This window comes from Agromyces cavernae (assembly GCF_021044935.1).
In the GTDB taxonomy this organism is placed as follows: domain Bacteria; phylum Actinomycetota; class Actinomycetes; order Actinomycetales; family Microbacteriaceae; genus Agromyces; species Agromyces cavernae.
The window spans coordinates 190,556-208,575 of the sequence record NZ_JAJNMP010000003.1 but is presented as its reverse complement, the minus strand read 5'-3'; the positions used below and the strand labels follow the sequence as shown (position 1 = coordinate 208,575).

Genomic DNA, 18,020 nt, shown 5'->3' with positions numbered 1-18,020 from the left:
CGACATCCCATACTGAACGGATGACGGCCTCCACCTCTTCCTCCGCCGGGCGCGGGGAGCGGGCGACGGCGGACGTGTGGCGGGCGCCGGGGCGCGCCGGCCGCGCGCCGCGACGGCTCGGGGTGGCGATCGTGGTGCTCGCGTGGGCGCCCGCGATCGTGGCAGCCGTACTCCTCACCTCCGGTGAACCGGGCTGGGAGAGACCGTTGCGCGTGATCGTGACGGCGCTCGTCTACGCGCCGGTCGCGGCGGTCATGCTCGTCCGGCGGCGTTCGGCGGTTGCGGTGATCCTCGGCGCGCTGGCCGTGAACAGCGGATGGCTCGCCCTGCTGGTCGCACTCGACTCGACGGTGCTCATCGACGGCTCGGAGTTCGCCGAGGCGCTGCGATGGGTGCTGTTCTGGCCGCGCGTTCCCGAGATCGCGGCACTCGCGGTGCTCCCATGGCTCCTCACGCGGCGGCGGCCGCGCCTCAGGCGGGCGGGCCTCGCCTTGGGCATCACGGCGGTCGCGGTCGACATCGTCGTCACCACCATCGTGGCGCTGACGCCGGAGCCCCTCGGACCGATCGTGCTCGTCACCCTCGTCGTGCCGCTCGCACTGTTCGTCGTGGCGAGCATCGAACTGGCGGACGAGTGGCGTCGCGACCACGGCCCGCGGCGCGACGCGCTGGCCTGGCTCGGCCTCGGCGGCGCGCTGCTCGTACTCTCGTACTTGCCGATCGCCGTTGCGCTTCCCGACCCGCTGATGACACTCGCGAACGCCCTGTTCGTGCTCGCGAGCGGCATACTGCCCACCGCCATCCTCGCGGTCACGCTCGGCGGCGAGCAGGGCGGCGACCGTCGCCTGTTCGCCGCCACGGTCTGGGTGCAGGCGATCGCCGTCGCCGTGAGCCTCTTCCTCGTGGTGCTCGAGACGGGGATGCTCCTCGGCCTCGACCACACTGCGGCGGGTGCTCTCGCCGGTGGCGCGCTCGCGCTCGCGTTCCGTCCCGTCAACCGCTTCGTGCGCCACCGCACCGAGGCGATCGTCGCTCCGGCCGGTGCGGACGCCCGTGACCTGCTGCAGTCGCTGGACGAGCACCTGGCCGACGCACCCGACACGGGCGAGGGGCTTCGCGGCCTGGCCGAGGCGCTCCGCGCGACCTGGGCGCTCGACTCGGTCATGATCACGGGCGAAGACGGCGGACAGGACGGGGCGAGCGGCGCGGCCAGGCGCGTGGGCGCCACCGGAGCGTCGAGTCTCACGGTCCACCTCGTCGCGGGCGGCCGCCGCGTCGGCGCAGTCGAGGTGACGGGTGGCGACCACGGCGTGCTGCACGGCTCGGTCCGACCAGTGCTCGAGGAGATCTCCGGCCTCCTCGCCGTCGCCGTGCTCCTCGCCGACCTCAACTGCGACGTCGTCGAAACCCGCCGACGCATGCTCGGGGTTCGCCATGAGGAGCGTCGGCTGCTGCACCGCGAGCTCCGTGACGAGCTCGCGCCGTCGCTCGCCGGCCTCGGATACGGCGTCGCAGCTGCTCGCCGCCTCGTGGTGGTCGGTTCGGCGGGAGCGGGAGCAGCCGTCGCGGCGCTCCGGGGGGAGGTTGCCGAACGTGCCGAGGAGGTGCGCCGGCTCGCCCGTGCGCTGTTCCCCGCCGCGCTCGATGAGGGCGACCTCGACGCAGCGCTGCGTGAGCTCGCCCAGCGGTCGACCGACGACGGTCGGCGGGTGACGGTGGACTCCACCGGGGCGGACGTACTCGACGACCGTACGCAGCTCGCCGTGTACCTCCTCGCCGCAGAGGCGGTGCGTCACGTTCGCGCTCAGGGCGACGGCGAGGGCCTGGCGATCGGCGTTCGGCTGCGCGACGACGCCGCCGTGCTCGAGCTCTGCCTCGATCGGGCAAGTGAGCGCGATGTCGAGTCGCTCCGCCATGCGATCGCGGACCGCAGCGCCGAACTCGGCGCGACGCTGCGAGCGGATTCCTCGGGGCCCGCCCGCACCGTCGAGGCGGTGATCGTGCGATGAGCCGCGACGTGCGCGGTCGCCGTGTCGCAGCCACGGTCGTGTGGGCGGTGTCCTGGGCGCTCGCGCTGGCGTCGCTTTTGATCGCCTGGTCGTTCGGCCTGCCGCAGGAGCCGCTGCCGGGCGTCACCCTCTCGCCCGCTCCGGCCGAGCTGCACTCCCGGTTCGATGACCTCGGCGTCACGGTCGCGCTCATCTACGGACCGGTGAGCGCCCTCATCCTCATACGTCGGCCGCATCCGGTCGGTGTGATCCTCGCCGTGCACGCCGTGGGTTCCGGCGTCACCGCGTTCGGCGTGCAGTACGGTCTGCTCGGCGCCGAGGTTCCCGGGCTGCCGCTCTGGGGGCTGTTCGCCTTCGCCGCGGGCTGGGGCTTCGTGCCGGGAACCTTCATGACGGCGGCGTTGCCGCTGCTCATCCGCCGCGGCACGATGCCCGGATGGCAGCGGGGGGTGGTCGTGATCGCCATGGTAGTCGCGGCCGTCGCGTTCGTGCTGAGCCTCACCCAGCAGAGCGTGCCCGAACCGCGGAACCCGTTCGCGATCACCGTGCCTGCCTACCAGGCGATCGTGCCCGGGCTGTACGCCGCGCTGTCGTTCGTCGGGGTCGCCATCGCGTTCCTCTCCCTCGGCGTACTCATTGTGCGGTGGGCGCGGTCGGGCCGGGGGTCCCGCGCCGGGGTGGCCTGGCTCACGCTCGGGCACGCCTTCCTTACGCTGTCGTACTTCGCGCTCGTGCTGCCCGAGGGCCTCGACGTGCCGCCCTGGGCGACCTGGTTCGGCATGGTCGCGCCGATGCTCGGTCAGGTGCTCTACCCCGCGGCGATCCTGGTCGTCGTGCTCGGCCAGCGGCTGTGGGGGGTCGAGCTCATCGTCAGCAGGATCGTGCTCTGGTCGCTGCTCACGATCAGCGGCATGGTGCTCTACCTCGGGCTGGTCGCGCTCCTACCGGCCGTGCTCGCTGGCGGTTTCACTGTTGGTCCGGTTGGCGGCCTGTGGTTCGTGGTACCGGTGCTGATCGCGCTCGTCGCACAGCCCGTGCGGGCATGGCTCCAACGGCGCATCGACGTGCTGGTCTACGGCGAAGGCGCCGACCCGGCGGTGCTGCTCGAGCGGCTAGGCGACCGGATCGGAGAGCTCGAACCCGGGTCCGCCGGGCTGCGGCAGGTGTGCGAGGCGCTTCGCCTGGCCCTGCGGCTCGGCGCCGTGGAGGTGCGTTCGGTCGTGCGCCCCGAGCTCGCCGCAGCCGCCGGCTCCGCGAGCGGCGAGCCCGTGGTGCTGCCGCTCCGTGCGCACGGACGGCGCATCGGCGAGCTGATCATGCACCCCCGCCACGGCCAGCGGTTCGACGCCCGCACGCTGCGGCTCTTCGCCGACATCGCAGGCCTCGTCGCCGCTGCGCTGCAGCTCATCGACACGAACCTCGTGCTCGAGGGGGCCCGCCGTGACCTCATCGCCCGCCGTGTCGAGGAGCGCCGGGCAATCCGCCGCGAACTGCACGACGCCATCGGCCCCTCGCTCGCGGGCGTCGGCTTCGGCCTCGCCGCCGTCGAGAACCTGCTCGAGGGGGATCGCGACCGCCGCAAGGCGGAGTCGCTGCTCGCCGAACTCGGCGACGAGTTGACCCGGCGCGTCCGTGACGTTCGCTCGCTCGCCGATGCGGTGACACCGTCGCCGCTCGAGGGCGCGAGTCTCGACGCGGCGCTCGCCGACCTCGCCGGCCGGTTCGACGCTCCGGGACGAGAGATCCGTCGGCGTGTCGACCTCGAGCCGCGACACGCGGTGCCGCGCGACGTCCAGGACGGGGCGTACCTCATCGCCGCAGAGGCCATCGCCAACGCCGTGCGCCATTCCGACGCCGGTCGCATCGACGTCGATGTCGTGGCGCACGACAGCTCTCTCGAAGTGCGGGTCGCGGACGACGGTTCCGGCATCGCACCCGGCGCGCCGCGGGGCGTCGGGCTGCGGTCGATGCGCGAGCGTGCGTTCGAGCTGCGCGGATCGCTCGAAGTCAAGTCCGGGGCATCCGGCACCACGGTTCTCGCGCGCCTGCCGCTGCCGGGACCGGCGGCAACCGAGGAGCCGGGGGCAGGGCGGGCGGTCGCCGAGAGGTGACACACTGGAGCGCGGAACGCACATGAACGGAGCGGCGATGGACGCGGAGCACACGATCACGGTCGCCGTGGTCGACGACCACCCGCTCTTCCGCAGGGGAATCATCTCGCTGCTCGAAACGCTCGAGCACGTCGAGGTCGTCGGCGACGCCGCGACGGTCGACGAGGCGCTCGACCTCGTCGACGCGCGGGTCCCCGACGTCGTCCTGATGGACCTCGACCTCGGTACCGGATCCGGCATCGACGCGACGCGCTCGATCACGCGGCGACATCCGTCGGTCGCGGTGCTCGTGCTGACCATGCTCGGCGACGATCACTCGCTGTTCGCGGCGATGCGCGCGGGAGCGCGCGGGTACCTGCTCAAGGTCGCGTCGCCGCGCGAGGTCGAGCGGGCCATCCACGCGGTCGCCGACGGCGAGGTGCTCTTCGGGGCGGAGGTCGCGGCGCGCGCCGTCGCCGTGCTCAGCGGCACGGCACCCGAGTCGGCCGTGCGGCCGTTCCCCGAGCTCACCGAGCGGGAGACGGATGTGCTCGAGCTCGTCGCACGCGGGCTCGACAACGGCTCGATCGCGCGCACGCTCGTGCTGACGAGCAAGACCGTGCGCAACTACGTGTACGCCATCATCACGAAGCTCGGAGCCCACGACCGCAGTGCGCTCATCGTCCTGGCGCGCGAAGCGGGCTTCGGGGCGTCGACGACCGCGCCCTGACGTCGGTGCCGTCGGGGCGGACGTCCCGGTCGATCGAGGACATCCACACCTGCCCGTCGGACGACCGGGCACCGGAGGCTGGATCAGTGCCGCGCCCCCGCGGCGCGCGCCGCCCGCATGAGGGCGCCGCCGACGAACGAAAGCAGACCCATGTCCTCCAGCACCGAGTCCCCGCACATGGCCCACCCGGCAGGAAGCCCCGAGACGACGCCCACCCGATTCCGCGCCTGGCCGCTCTGGGCGGCGCTCGCGGGCACCGCCGGCTTCATCGGTACCGTGATCACCGACCTGCGCCCCCAGGGCGAGATCGATGCGATCGCCAACGGCGAGCTCTACAGGGTGACCGCAGCCGACATGGTCGAGCTCGACCCCACGCTCGCGCGGTACGGCTACGTCGCCGGCGTGGTGGCGATCGTCGCGCTGCTCGTGTTCCAGGCAGTGTGGCGGCGAAACATCGAGAGCGAGTTCACCCGCTCCGCCGGTGCGCGCGCCGTGAGCGGCGGCATCATCGCCACCGCGGGCGGCCTCGTGCTCGGCTACGGCTGGCGCGGCGGCCTCGCCACCTACCTCGGGCCGGAGTCGCACAACTACAGCCCCGACGGGCTGTTCATCTACTACATGCTCACGGACTTCGGCGCCTACATGCCCTGGCTCGGCGTGGTCGTCGCGGCGGGCGGCCTCGCCTGGATGGCGTACGTGGAGCGCAACGTCTCGCGGGTGCTCGGCGCGTTCTGCGGACTCGCCGCCGTGGGCACGCTCGGCGCAGTGGTCGTCAGCGGCGTCCCGGGATTGCCGGGCGGTCTGATGCCGCTGTGGCTCACGATCGCCGGGATCTGGCTGGCTGTGGGGCGCAGCCGGATCACGCAGCGTCCGCTCGCGTAGGCGCGAGCGGACTCCGTGCAGGCCGCCGGTGAGGGAGGCCGGATTCCGGCGACAGGATGTCTCCTGTGAAGGCGGTATTCGCCGCGGCCGATCATCGCTGGCTGACTTCGATGCGCACCAGATTGCGGCCCTTGATCGCGTAGAAGTTGTCCTCCTCGTCGACTGCGGTTCGCGGTATGCCGTACCACTCGCCGTTGAGCGTCGTCAGGGTCGTGCGCTCGAATGTCTTGGGGTCGAACCGGAAGAACGCGGCGCTGGAGGTTCCGTACACCATGCCGCGGTTGACCAGCAGCGTTCCGTAGTTCGGCACGACGTCGCGGTGACGTGAGCGGTGGATCACGGCCCGCGTCTCGAGGTCGAGCACCGCCAGCTCGCCGCGGTATCCCATGACGTAGAGGTGCGGGCCGCGCACGACCAGGCCGGTGACCCCCGCCGTGTCTTCGAGCGGATCCACCCGCCACAGCTCGGTGTGGGTCACCGGATCCCAAGCGACCACGACGCCGCGGCCCCCGGTCACATCGCCGCCGAGGTACGCCACACCATCGTGTGTCGCCACGGAGCGCACCATCTGGCGAGCGTCGATCGGATTGATCGCCGCGGTCGACACGTCGCGCACCGGGTCGTAGGCGACGAGACTGCCGCCGCCCTTCGTGTCGTTCTGGATGCCCAGCAGCAGGAGCTGGTTGACCTCGTCCCACACCACCTGGTGCGGACGGTTCTGCGCGGTGGGGAACTTCTCCACCAAGCGCGGCCACTGGCCGTCGGTCGCAGGGTCGTGGGCGAGGATGCCGACACCGCTGTACTGGCCGAAGTAGCCGACGCCGTTCACGATGTCGATGTCTTTGGCTTCGGATCCGGCGAAGAGCCTCGTGACGGCGCCCGTCGCAGCATCCCGGCGCGATACCGCGTTCGTGCCGCCCACGTACACTCCGCCGGCGCCCGCCGCCACCGACATCGCCAGCTGGGCGCCTGCCGGGGCTCCCGCCTCGATGAGGTCATGCAGGGTGGACTCACCCGTAGCGAGGTCCACCTCGACCGCGAGGGCGAATGCCGACACGGTCCACACCTTGCCGTCGCGGACGAACAGCCCCCACTGCTCGCCGAGGTCCACGCCGCTCGGGCTCAGGTTTCGGAACGTGCCGGTGCCCGGGTCGTACTCGTTGATGCCCCCGAGCAGGAAGTAGATCCTGCCGTCGGCGTGCACGAGGTTCTTGCCCGAGCCGGTGCGCCCGACGGGAGCGATCGTGTACGACGACGGGTTCCCCCGGTCGATGAAGGCCAGCGCTGAGCCCTGGGCGGTCGTGCCGATGATGCACAGGGTGTCATCGTCGACGATCGTCACGTCGCGCACCTCGACGCCGCCGGCGAACTCGGGCGGCAGGATCGAGCGCACGGTGTTGGTCGCACGATCCATGACCCAGAGCCCCGCCTTGGAGCTCGTCGGCAGCGCGTTGAGCGAACTGCCGGTTCCGATGTAGACCTCGGTCTCGCTCGACGCGAGGCACCGGATCATGGTGGCACGCGGGTCGGGGATCGCGACCTCGTCGAGCCGCCCGGTCGCGGGGTCGTACCGGCGAAGGCGCGGGCGAAGATCGGCGCTCATCTCACGCCCGCCGAAGTACACCACGCCGTCGGGCGTGACTGTCAACCCGTACGGGTCGAGAGCCGGGATGTCGTGCAGGTCTTCCTTGGGCGCGCCCGGCTGGCTGAGGTCGAGCCGGATGAGACCCGGCCCCGGGGCGGTGTTGTACTGGCGGATCGCCGAATAGAGGTAGCGTCCAGCGGCATCGGGAACCAGCAGCTGCGTGCTGATGCCCGGCCCGTTCGTGACGCTCGTGACCTTGCCGGTCGGGATGTGATAGCCAACGACCCGCATCGGATCGATGTTGCGCGACGCGACGTAGACGGTGTCGCCGACCAGCGTCGCCCCTGCGTGCGTGAACGCGGTCACCGCCGGGCCGAGGTCGGTCACGCTGACGGTCGGAGCCTGAGCTGCGGCAGCTGCGCCGAAGCTCGCTCCGCTCGCGTGGGCGGGCGTGGCCGCCGAGGCGGCCAGCGCGAGACCGCCGGCAGCACCGAGCTGCAGGAGGTGGCGTCGGGAGAGCGGGGAGCGGGGGAAAGCGGCCAAGGTCATCACCCATCGTTGAAGCGGACGCGGAACGTGATGACACGGTAACCGCCGGTGCCGCCGGGTGTGACCGAGCCGAACAGTTTCGAACATTCCTCGCCTCCGGAGGCTCTCGGGTCGATGGAGAAGGCGACTCGATCTACTTCCACGACGACGACGGGCACCTCTTCGAGTTGCACGCCGGCTCGCTGCGCGAGCGCCTCGCGGCGTACACGCCCTCGTCGTCGGTCGAGTAGCGCGGAGTGCGTATCGAGGCCCCTCGACCCGCCGGTCGAGTAGCGCGAAGCGTGTATCGAGACCACCTGGGCTGGCCTCGATACGGCGCTGGCGCGCCTACTCGACCGGCGTCGAACGGGGTCAGTCGAGCCCGGAGATCCAGGCGGCCATGGCCGCTGACGAGATGCCGAACTTCGCGTGGCCGCCGCCGAGGGCAGCCGCGGCGATGATCTGGGTGGCGGAGCAGCCGCCGGTGTCCTCGAACGAGTACACGACGCTGCCAGTGCGGTCGACGAAGCCGTCGGCGGTCGACCACAGGTGGTTGGGCTTCAGCGACTTCGAGGGGGCGTCGGACTCGGCGGCGAGGTCGGTGCCCGGGCAGACATCCGCGTCATCCGTCACGCCGTCGCCGTCGCCGTCGGTCACGAGCGAGTCGACGATCACCGCGCGGAAGCCGAGATCCATCGTGTCTGCGACCGTGCCGACGTAAGACGTTGCGGCCGGCGTACGTGCCGAAGACGCTGGAGCTGCCCCACGCAATACCGAAATCGCAGCCGTCCGGGAGGCCGATCGTGACGATGTCGCCCGACTGCACCTGCACGGGTTCATCGAGCGTCACCATCTGCAGTTGCGTGCTGCCGCCGGCCAGAAGATCCCACTCGACAGTCTGCGGGCCGCTCAATGTCGCGCCCGCCAGCCCGCTGCCGTCGATGATGCGCAGCCCGGTCTCGACCGTGCGGGCTTCTGCCACGGACGACCAGTTGGCCGGATACACACCGACCTCGACGATCCATCCGTCGGTGGTGACCGTCAGCGACTGCCCGACCTCCATCCAGGAAACAGCCCGGGGGAAGTGGCTGCAGAGATCGTGACCTCCTCGCCGAACTCGACTCGGAGTGACTCGGGTACCCGAACGGGGGGTTCTTCACCGGTTGCGGCGGATCACCGAGCGGAGAACGCTGTACCTCGGCAGCTGCCATGTGTCTGGGGGAGAACATGTCGCGCGCCACGGGCTGCAGCGATGCTGGACGTCCCCCGGAACTCGACGATGAGTGAACGACGGTCCGATACGGACGTCACGATTCTGGGGGGAATGAGATGGGCATCGGAAGGTTGGTCGGCAACCACTTCGACTTGATCGTGTCGATTCGCCACAACGCCGCACAGGCGCGTGTGGATGAATGGGAGGCATCGTTCGCGCAGGCGTCGAGGCTTCTGTGGGACGCGACCGATGGACAGCACAGGTTCGGCACCATCTGGGTCTGCAACAACTCGAGTGGTGGCCGGAATGCCGATGCGTGGCTCCTCGAGCCCGATGGCAGATCCGTGTCCGCGGTCGACGCGCTCGGTTCCGAGACGGCGCACATGACGCTGTACGGCGACGAACGGTTCAAGCCGTTCATCGTCATCCACGAGTTCGGGCACTACGGATACGGCGTGTACGACGAGTACAACGGCAGTGCGGGAGCCGCGGAATGCATCGGCGGCACGACGTCCGACGCGTGCATCATGGAGTCAGCCTGGTCCGACGGGGATCGATTCGGCAACGCCGCCACCGGTGGTGCGCTCGTCAGTGGACGCGTCAGCGAGTTCTGCGTCGCAGGGAATCACGACCCCGACGGCGACACCGATCAGGATGAGGTTCACGGCGTGGCCTGCTGGCAGACGATGGTGGCGAATCACCCGGGTCTCACAGTGCCGGCTGGAACACCCAGCGCCCCGGCTCCCGGCGGGGCCGGCACGATCACCTGGGTTGTGCTCGCACCTGAGCAGCGTTACGTGCTCGTCATCGACCGCTCGGGCAGCATGCAGGGGAACAAGATCGACCAGGCACTCATCGGGTCCGACTGGTGGGCCGACAACGCGCAGAACAACGACCGGCTCGGCGTGGTCTCATTCGCGACGACGACCCGCACCGACATCGGCCTCACCACCATCACGAGCGATGCCGACCGCGTCGCAGTGCAGAACGCGATCGGCGGGATCGCCGCCGGCGGTCAGACTGCAATCGGCGACGGGCTCCGGCAGGGACTCAACGAGATTCTCGCCGCCGGTCAGCGCGCAGCGACCCAGGTGATCGTGCTGCTCACCGATGGGCTCCACAACCTCGGAGAGAACCCCGGCGCGGTCATTCCAGACCTGACAGCCAACGGCGTTCGCGTGTACACCATCGGCGTGGGGCCATCCATCGACAGCACGCTCCTGCAGGCGATCGCAAGCGGTACGGGCGGCACGTATTACCGCATCGACCCCACCCTGTCAGCATCCGCGCAGGAGTTCCGGATCCGAACGGTGCTCCAGGAGATCTCCGGCGTCGCCCGGGACAACGGCGGAGTCGTCACGACACGGCCCGAAGAGATCGCCGAGGAGAAGCTCATCGAGCGTCGGGTACTGATCGAGGACGGGAGCGAATCGGCGACGTTCGCGGTCACCTGGGAGGGCCAGCCCGGCGGTGTCGCGCTCGAGCTCGAGTCGCCCGACGGTGTGTCGATCTCTCTCGGGTCCTTCCCCGCGGAAGCGCGTCCGATCGACAGCGGATTCCCGTACACCGGGTTCCAGATCGAGAAGCCGACACCGGGCGAATGGACGATCGTGATCCGATCGGAAGGCGGGGCGACGGGCCGCGGCCAGCTGTACGTGTTCAGCCAGAATCCGCACGTCGACGGTGCGCTGTTCACCCCGACGCCTCAGTATGCTCCGGGGGACGTGATCCCACTCTTCCTCCAGACCTACTTCGACCAGCCCCTCAGCGGACTCCAGGTCAGCGGCGTCGCCACACTCCCGGACGGATCGACGGCACCTGTGCGGTTCGGCGATGACGGCGATCCGCTGACCGGCGACGCCGTACCGAAGGACGGAATGTACTCCGCGTTGTTCGACGAGACCCACGATCTCGAGGGCATCTATACGTTCCAGGTCGCCGTCGTCAGTGATGGGGTCTCGGCGTTCTATCCCGAGGTGGGCGAGCGGCTCGTTGTGGGCGACGCGGTCAACACGAACCCGATCCCCGCATTCGAGCGCCGCTTCGCGCTCTCCGTGGTGGTCGGCGAGGAGAAGATCCGCGAGCCCGAGCACGAGGACGAGAAGGAGCCCGATCGGGCGGATCGCCAGCCGTACGAGACGGCCTGACCGTCGCCGGCGGCCGTGAAGGTGGATGCCGCGGGCGGCGAGTTCATCGTCGTTCCGGTGCCGCGCGCGACCGTGGATCTGGCTACCGCGGCGTAACCACCTCGCGGCGTCGCACGTAACCGTATGAGGCGGCGGCCGTAACCGGTCGAATCCGAACGCCCGGCCTTCACTTCGAGGGCCGGCCGTTCGTCAATCCCGCTCGCCGGGCGTCACGCCTGTGTGGCGACTCCCGCGGCCCGCGCCCGGGTGCCGGTCGGAGCGAGGGAGAGCGAGCGCATGCGCCATCCGTACCAGCCTGGCGTGCCTACTCGACCGGCTCGGCGGCCGCGCGATCGGGCTCTCGTCGCTCGGCGATGGCGAGCTCGCCGGGGTTGCCGATGCGAGGCAGCGGCGACAGGGCGACCCAGACGAGCGATCCGACGCTGAGCATGGCGCCGATGGCGAGCGCCGCCCGTGTGCCCAGCAGCTCACCGGCGAAGCCGCCGGCCGCCGCGCCGAGAGCGATCGTGCCGAACGACACCCACCGCATGCTCGCGTTCACCCGCCCGAGCAGCCGGTCGGGCGTGCGCAGCTGACGGATTGTCACGAGGATCACGCTGGACAGCGTCGCGCTGGCCCCGTTCATCGCGAACACCGCGCCGAGCCCAGCGATGAGCCAAGGGGCGCCCCACGAGGCATCCGCCACCGGCACGGCGAAGAGCGCGAGGCAGTTGACGGCCGCGCACCACATGATCGGGCGACCCGCACCGAAGCGGCGGACCATACGTCCAGCGAGCATCGAGCCGGCGAGGGCGCCGACCGCCCCGATCGCGAGGATGAGGCCGAGCTGGGCGGCGTCGAGCCCGAGCTCCTGCACGGCGTACAGAGTGAACAGCACCAGGATCCACTGGATGAACGGGTTGTAGAGGGCCGAGAACCCGAGGTTCGCCACCAGGTAGCGGTCGCGTGCCACGAAGCGCAGGCCGCTGCGAAGCTCGGCCAGGAACCCGCCGCTTCGCCCCGACGGGGCCTCGGGTGCGCGGATGCAGGCGACCGAGATCGCCGAGACGATGTAGCCGCCCGCGGTGACGAGCAGGGCGAATGGCGCGGCCACGGCCTGCACGAGGAGGCCGCCGAGCCCGGGCCCGCCGACCTGCACGGCGGAGGCGGTCGCGGCGAGCCGGGTGTTCGCACCGGCGAGCGCCGACGTGGGCACGACGCTCGGCAGCACCGACTGGTACGAGACCTCGAAGAGCACGGTGAAGCAGCCGATCGCCGCGGCGAGCGCAGCGAGGGCCGGGAAGGACAGGACGCCCGCCACCGAGGCGGCGACGATCGCGAGGGTGATTGCGGCTCGGGCCCAGTCGGAGGCGACGATGAGCGGGCGGCGCCGGTGCCGGTCGACGAGCACCCCGAGAGGCAGGGCGAGCAGCAGGAAGGGCAGCCAGCGGGCCACGCCGAGCAGGCCGAGCTCCATCGCCGAGGCATGCAGCACGAGTACTGCGAGCAGCGGGAGGGCAAGCTCGGCGACCTGTTGAGCGGCGACGGACGCACCCTGGGCGAGCCAAAGCCGCGCGAAGTCGCGAGGCCACGCTCGCTCGCCTGAACTAATAGGTGATTCACGATCCATGCGTTACACAATGACAGCTCGATTCAAATGGGCGAAATCCGAATCAGGCATTATGCTGGGTGGATGGTTGCCTCGGTGAGGTTGCGCTCGCGCGACACCTACGCGCAGGTCGGCGGTGCCGTCGCTCTCGATCTGGTCAACACCGTGTCGTGGCGGCTCAGCGCCGAACGGTTCATCGAGCACTTCGTCGACTACGACGCCGTGCGGCGGTGGGCGCACCAGCTCGGCCTCATCGACGACGCCCAGGACGCAGCGCTCAGGGTGCTCGCCGAAGAGCTCCCGGTGAATGCCGAGGCCGAGGTGGCACGAGTGATCGCGTTGCGTGAGGCGCTCTACTCGGCCGCATACGAGGACGGCCCCACGCAACCGCTCGTCGAGGCGCACGCGGAGGCCGTCGCGGCGGGTCGGCTCGACCGGGACGGCGACCGATGGACGTGGGAGTTCCCGGCCGACCTCGCGCTGCCCCGTCGGCGCATCGCGCTCGCCGCAGTCGACCTACTGATGCGCGACGATCTCGACCTGCTCGGCCAGTGCTCGGATGCGGAGTGTGGCTGGGTCTTCCTCGACACTTCGCCGCGGCACAATCGCCGGTGGTGCATCGCGTCGGACTGCGGTAATCGCAATCGGGTTCGCGAGCACTACGCGCGCGTGCGCGGTACCGCGTCCGAGGCGTCGTAAGGAGTCGATCGCGCAGGGCCATCGTCGTCCGAGGCTGCGGCCGCAGCGTTTCCGGGGCGACCCTGATGCGGGAGCCCGCCGGCCGAAGGACGCTTGGCGGATGAGCGGAGCCCTCTCCGAAGCCGACGGCGACACCGGCGCCAGCGGACCGGTCGCGCCCGACCGCGCGTTCGACCTGCGAGCGCGCGTCGTCGAGACCGTCGTGCTCGTGACATCCGTCGTGGTGCTTCGCCTGCTGGGCGTGCTGCTGCTCGTGGTCTCGTCATACGGGCTCGGCTCGACCGACGCGCTGTTCCCGCTCATCGCATTGGTCGCCGACCCGAACCTGCTGACGTGGGTCGCGCTCACCGCGGTCGTGCAGTTCGGGCTGCGATCGATGCGCAGGCCCGGGCGCTGGGCGCTGATCCTGCTCGCCGCGCCCGTCGCGGTGCTGCTGGCGACCGCCGTGCGCAGTCTTCCCAGCCTCGCCGGCGCCGGCCTCGCCGCGGTACTGGGCAGCGGCATCGCCTGGATCGACGCCGGGATCCTCACCGCCGTCGTCGCGCTCGGCATCGTGTTCTCCGCGGCGTTCCTCGGCCGGGAACGGCGCACGTCCGCGAGGATCGCGGGCGGGCTGCTCGCCCTTGGCGGACTGCTCACGCTCGTGCTCCTCTGGCAGGCCTTCGAGACGTACTTCACGATCTGGGGGTCGCCAGTGGTGGTCACACCGGCGCAGGAGGACAGGTACCTCGTCACGGCCGCGCTCACGCTCGGCGCCTACGTCGGCGCCATCGTGTTCGCCGCGGTCAGCCGTCGGCGCGGGCTCATCATCACCGCGTGCATCATCGGATGCCTCGGCGTGATCCTCGCGTTCGCCGTGCCGGTTCCGGCCGACCGCTTCTTTCCTGAGCCGGCACCGGCGCCCGAAGTGCCCCGCGGCCCGACGTGCATGGGAGAGGGCGACCCGAACTGCATCGGCGGATAGCGGACACACGCCGGAGTGTGGGGACCGCTACGCGTCGGAGGGGCCGCCTCGGACGAGCGTCGCGTCGAGGCCGGCGATCAGCGCATCGAGACCCTGATCGAACATCTCGAGGTCGCGCAGGCCGGTGATCCCGGACTGCGCCGCGAGCTGATCGTTCAGCGGGCCCTGAGCCCGGCTTCGCGCCCACACGACGAGGAACCCCGACGCGTAGGCGTCGACGATGCCGAGGATCTGGCGCGCGTGCTCGGGCGCGAGGCCGGTCTGCTCGAGGCGTGCGACGACGGTGCCCAGATGCGGTGCGACGGGCGACGAGCCGTACGGTGCGAGGGCGAGCAGTTCGAAGGAGTTCGGCAGCTGCACCGCCAGGTCGCGGTAGGAGTCGAGCGTCTGCCGGATGAGCTGCTGCCAGGACTCGCCGCTGGGTTCGCGCAGGTCGAGTCGTTCGATCAGGTGGGCGACGATCGCGTCGATCAGGTCGTCGCGGCTGCGCACGTGGGTGTACAGACTCATCGGGGCGCAATCGAGCTCTGAGGCGAGTCGCCGCATGGTCAAGGCGTTGAGACCATCGCGTTCGATGAGTGTGATCGCGGCCGACGTGAGGTCGTGCCGGGCCAGGTTCTGCCGAATCTCCTGCGGAACCTCTTGACGTCGCGCCATGCGTGCAACAGTATCGTCCGTACATTGTACGGACGCACGAAAGGCAAGACCTGCATGGACCTGTATCGACTGACGGCCACCGAGGCATCCGAGCTGTTCCGACGCCGGGAACTCTCCCCGGTCGACCTGCTCGAATCGGTGATCGCGCGCACCGAGGCCACCGAGCCGATGATCAACGCCGTCACCGAGCAGTGGATCGATGAGGCGCGCTCGGCGGCCGCCAGGTCGGAGGCGCGATTCGTCGCGGAGGAGCCCGTCGGCGCGCTCGAGGGCATCCCGCTGATGCTGAAGGATGAGCAGCCGATCGCCGGCCGCCCGCTCGAAGACGGCTGCCTGCTCGAACAGGGCACCATCGCCGAGGAGACGCATCCGATCGTCGAGCGCATCCAGGCGGCCGGCGCGGTCATCCACGCTCGCACGACGACCCCCGAATACTGCTGCGCGCCGGTGACTCACTCGAAGCTGTGGGGCATCACCCGCAACCCGTGGAACCCCGACTTCACGCCGGGCGGTTCGTCGGGCGGCTCGGGAGCGGTGCTCGCGGCCGGGTCGACGCTGCTCGCGACCGGCTCCGACATCGGTGGGTCGATCCGCATCCCCGCCTCGTTCTGCGGCGTGGTCGGGTTCAAGCCGCCGTTCGGCCGGGTACCGGGGATGGCGCCGTTCAACTCCGACACCTACTGCGCCGACGGGCCAATGGGGCGCAGCGTGGCCGACGTAGCGCTCCTGCAGAACGTGATCTCGGGCCCCTGGGTCGGTGACGCCGCATCGCTTCGCGAGGTCGCGGCGGTCTCGGGCGCGGCGGGCTCGCTGCGGGGCATCCGCATCGCCCTGTGTCTCGACCTCGGCGGCTACGACGTCGACCCCGCGATCGAGGCGAACACCCGTGCCGTCGCTGCGGCGCTCGTCGCCGCGGGCGCGACCGTCGACGAGGTCGCCCTGCCGTGGGGGCCCGAGCGGGTGCTGTCGACGGCATGGCCGCACTTCGGCGCCGTGATGGGGCCGTTCATCGAGAGCATCGCCGAGGGCGACGAGGCTCGCGCCGCCCAGCTGATGCCGTACACCCGCGCGTTCGCCGCCGAGGCCGCAGCGGGCGGCGACTACGTGAGCGGCCTCGAGGCGGAATCCGCGTTCTACCGGCCGTTCGCCGAGCTCATGACCGGCTACGACGCACTGATCTGCCCCACGATCGCGACGACCGGCCTCGCCGCCGACGAACCCTGCACCGACAGTGCCGACGTGTTCTCGAAGCTGATGACGCTGCCGTTCAACGTGATCGGCCGGGTGCCGGTGCTGGCGGTGCCGTCGGGCATCGCCCCGAACGGCGTGCCGACGGGCGTGCAGATCGTCGGCCGCACGTACGACGACGCCACCGTGTTCCGCGTCGGCGCCGCGCTCGAGCAGGAACTCGCCCTGTGGACCGACCCGGCCTGGTGGCCGGCACTGGAGTTCGCCGCCGCCGCAACCGCCGCCGCCGCATCGTACTGAGACCGCGTTTGCGCTTCGCCACCGTCATCACCGTCGTTGACAACCTGAAGGAGCACCATGACCGCGACCAGCGCGCACCTGTCGAGGAATGAGCGCCCTACGGGCGGGGCACCCGGAACAGCTCGGTGCGGGCGACGACGCGGTCGCGTTCGGCGGCGAGCTCGAGCCGCCGCGGGTCGGCGAGGTACGCGTCGAGGAGCACCTGGCTCGGGACGCGGTACAGCTGGATTTCGAGCGGATGCTCCGGCCCTCGGTCGCTCCGCACTCGCTCGGTCACCTCGACGCCGTAGTCGGGGAGCAGCGCGAGCACGCGATCCTCGTAGGCGACGAGGTCGTCTTCGAGTCCGGGCCGAGCCCAGAGGAGGCAGCAGAGCGTGAACGGCGCGTCGTCGCCGCCGGGCTGACCGGATGCCTCGCCACCGGCTGCCACGGGCGGGCCGGATGCCAGGCGGCCCTCAGGTCGCCACGACCAGTTCTGCCAATTCAGCATTCCTTCGACCCCCGCGTACCCCGCGCCGTGCACGAACAACGCGACGAACGCGCTGACGAGCAGCCCGACCCCGGCGATCCAGCTGATCTCCCAGAATGTGGTCACGACCCCGGCGAACGCGGCACCCATCGCGAGCGACCGGGCCACGGTCACCGTGCGAGACCTCGCGAGGCGATGGCGGTAGTGCTCCTGCCAGTTCAGCATGATGAGCGCAGCGAGCAACGGGATGGCGATGGCGAAGAGGATGATGCTCGCGAGCCCGAGCGACGAGGGCGCGGCAACGGTCACGAGCGGCTGCACGAGCACGATGCAGATGCCGACGAGGGCGCCGTACATCAGGTTGTTCTGCCGCAGCCATTCATCCGCCAGGCCGGGCTCTCGCCGCAGCTCCTGCTCGACGTACTCGTCTTCTCGCATCAACCGCCTCCGTTCGGGCATCCATGGCGATTCTCTCAGTGCCGAGCGTCGCATAGCGTTGCGGGGTGACCAGCAGCGGACTCAGTCATGTGACCTTCATCGTGCGCGACCTCGATCGCATGGAGCGGATCCTCACGGACGTGCTCGGCGCCGTCCGCGTCTACGACAGCGGCAGCCGCACGTTCTCGCTCTCGGAGGAGCGGTTCTTCCTCATCGGCGACGGAGATGCGGCGACCTGGGTGGCGATCATGTTCGGCGACGGCGGCCTGCCGCGCAGTTACAACCACGTCGCGTTCCAAGTGGAGCGGGCCGACCTGCCCGGCCTGCGCGCGACCATCGCGAACCTCGGCCTCGACATCCGCCCACCGCGCTCGCGGGTCGACGGCGAAGGCGACTCCGTCTACTTCTACGACGACGACGGCCACCTCTTCGAGCTGCATGCCGGCTCGCTGCGCGAACGCCTCGCCGTGTACACGCCGCCCGCGGCGAGGTAGACGGAACGGACACGGCAGGGATTGAATGAGGGGATGAGC

Annotated in this window: 15 protein-coding genes; 10 read left to right on the top strand and 5 right to left on the bottom strand. The window is 70.5% G+C overall.

All coding sequences use genetic code 11. The annotated features are described in order from the left end of the window. The first annotated feature begins 20 nt into the window (after positions 1-20). The 4 genes from LQ757_RS12320 to LQ757_RS12305 all read left to right on the top strand — a co-directional run bounded on the left by LQ757_RS12320 (position 21) and on the right by LQ757_RS12305 (position 5,711). A complete protein-coding gene (locus LQ757_RS12320; protein WP_231047542.1) occupies positions 21-2,009 on the top strand; it encodes a histidine kinase in 1,989 nt (662 codons plus the stop codon). Next, a complete protein-coding gene (locus LQ757_RS12315; RefSeq protein WP_231047541.1) occupies positions 2,006-4,120 on the top strand; it encodes a sensor histidine kinase in 2,115 nt (704 codons plus the stop codon). The genes LQ757_RS12320 and LQ757_RS12315 overlap by 4 nt, the downstream gene beginning before the upstream one ends. A gap of 37 nt (positions 4,121-4,157) precedes the next feature. Continuing rightward, entirely contained in the window at positions 4,158-4,829 is a 672-nt protein-coding gene (locus LQ757_RS12310) for a response regulator transcription factor (protein ID WP_231047540.1), read from the top strand. Between the two features lie 150 nt (positions 4,830-4,979). After that, complete coding sequence (locus LQ757_RS12305; RefSeq protein ID WP_231047539.1) at positions 4,980-5,711, top strand: hypothetical protein; 732 nt, start codon at positions 4,980-4,982, stop codon at positions 5,709-5,711. 91 nt (positions 5,712-5,802) lie between these two features. On the opposite strand, the gene LQ757_RS12300 is transcribed toward LQ757_RS12305, so the two are convergent. Both LQ757_RS12300 and LQ757_RS12295 read right to left on the bottom strand, forming a co-directional pair. Further along, a complete protein-coding gene (locus LQ757_RS12300) occupies positions 5,803-7,845 on the bottom strand; it encodes a PQQ-binding-like beta-propeller repeat protein (RefSeq protein WP_231047538.1) in 2,043 nt (680 codons plus the stop codon). 351 nt (positions 7,846-8,196) lie between these two features. Next, positions 8,197-8,520 carry a hypothetical protein gene (locus tag LQ757_RS12295; protein WP_231047537.1) on the bottom strand — a complete coding sequence of 108 codons (324 nt, stop codon included), beginning with the start codon at positions 8,518-8,520 and terminating at the stop codon, positions 8,197-8,199. Between the two features lie 107 nt (positions 8,521-8,627). On the opposite strand from LQ757_RS12295, the gene LQ757_RS12290 reads away from it, so the two are divergent. Together LQ757_RS12290 and LQ757_RS12285 are read left to right on the top strand one after the other, a co-directional pair. Beyond that, a complete protein-coding gene (locus LQ757_RS12290) occupies positions 8,628-8,927 on the top strand; it encodes a hypothetical protein (RefSeq protein WP_231047536.1) in 300 nt (99 codons plus the stop codon). Positions 8,928-9,153: 226 nt separating this feature from the next. Further along, positions 9,154-11,184 carry a vWA domain-containing protein gene (locus tag LQ757_RS12285; protein WP_231047535.1) on the top strand — a complete coding sequence of 677 codons (2,031 nt, stop codon included), beginning with the start codon at positions 9,154-9,156 and terminating at the stop codon, positions 11,182-11,184. A 304-nt stretch (positions 11,185-11,488) separates the two neighbouring features. On the opposite strand, the gene LQ757_RS12280 is transcribed toward LQ757_RS12285, so the two are convergent. After that, positions 11,489-12,793, bottom strand: coding sequence for an MFS transporter (locus LQ757_RS12280; protein WP_231047534.1), 1,305 nt, complete (start codon positions 12,791-12,793; stop codon positions 11,489-11,491). A 63-nt stretch (positions 12,794-12,856) separates the two neighbouring features. Between LQ757_RS12280 and LQ757_RS12275 the strand changes: the two genes are divergently transcribed. Then, positions 12,857-13,471: a CGNR zinc finger domain-containing protein gene (locus LQ757_RS12275; RefSeq protein WP_231047533.1), complete on the top strand. Its 615-nt coding sequence runs from the start codon at positions 12,857-12,859 to the stop codon at positions 13,469-13,471. A gap of 100 nt (positions 13,472-13,571) precedes the next feature. Next, complete coding sequence (locus LQ757_RS12270) at positions 13,572-14,435, top strand: hypothetical protein (RefSeq protein ID WP_231047532.1); 864 nt, start codon at positions 13,572-13,574, stop codon at positions 14,433-14,435. A gap of 27 nt (positions 14,436-14,462) precedes the next feature. Here LQ757_RS12270 and LQ757_RS12265 read toward each other — a convergent pair whose 3' ends face one another. Continuing rightward, positions 14,463-15,092, bottom strand: a complete 630-nt coding sequence (locus LQ757_RS12265; protein WP_231047531.1) for a TetR/AcrR family transcriptional regulator — start codon at positions 15,090-15,092, stop codon at positions 14,463-14,465. A 54-nt stretch (positions 15,093-15,146) separates the two neighbouring features. Here LQ757_RS12265 and LQ757_RS12260 point away from each other — a divergent pair, with 54 nt between their 5' ends. Beyond that, on the top strand, positions 15,147-16,580 hold the full coding sequence (locus LQ757_RS12260; RefSeq protein ID WP_231047530.1) for an amidase: 1,434 nt from the start codon (positions 15,147-15,149) through the stop codon (positions 16,578-16,580). A 97-nt stretch (positions 16,581-16,677) separates the two neighbouring features. Here the strand turns inward: LQ757_RS12260 and LQ757_RS12255 are convergent, their stop codons facing one another. Further along, a complete protein-coding gene (locus tag LQ757_RS12255; protein WP_231047529.1) occupies positions 16,678-17,487 on the bottom strand; it encodes a hypothetical protein in 810 nt (269 codons plus the stop codon). A gap of 65 nt (positions 17,488-17,552) precedes the next feature. On the opposite strand from LQ757_RS12255, the gene fosX reads away from it, so the two are divergent. Then, on the top strand, positions 17,553-17,981 hold the full coding sequence (fosX, locus tag LQ757_RS12250) for a FosX/FosE/FosI family fosfomycin resistance hydrolase (RefSeq protein ID WP_308195626.1): 429 nt from the start codon (positions 17,553-17,555) through the stop codon (positions 17,979-17,981). The last annotated feature ends 39 nt before the right edge of the window (positions 17,982-18,020 follow it).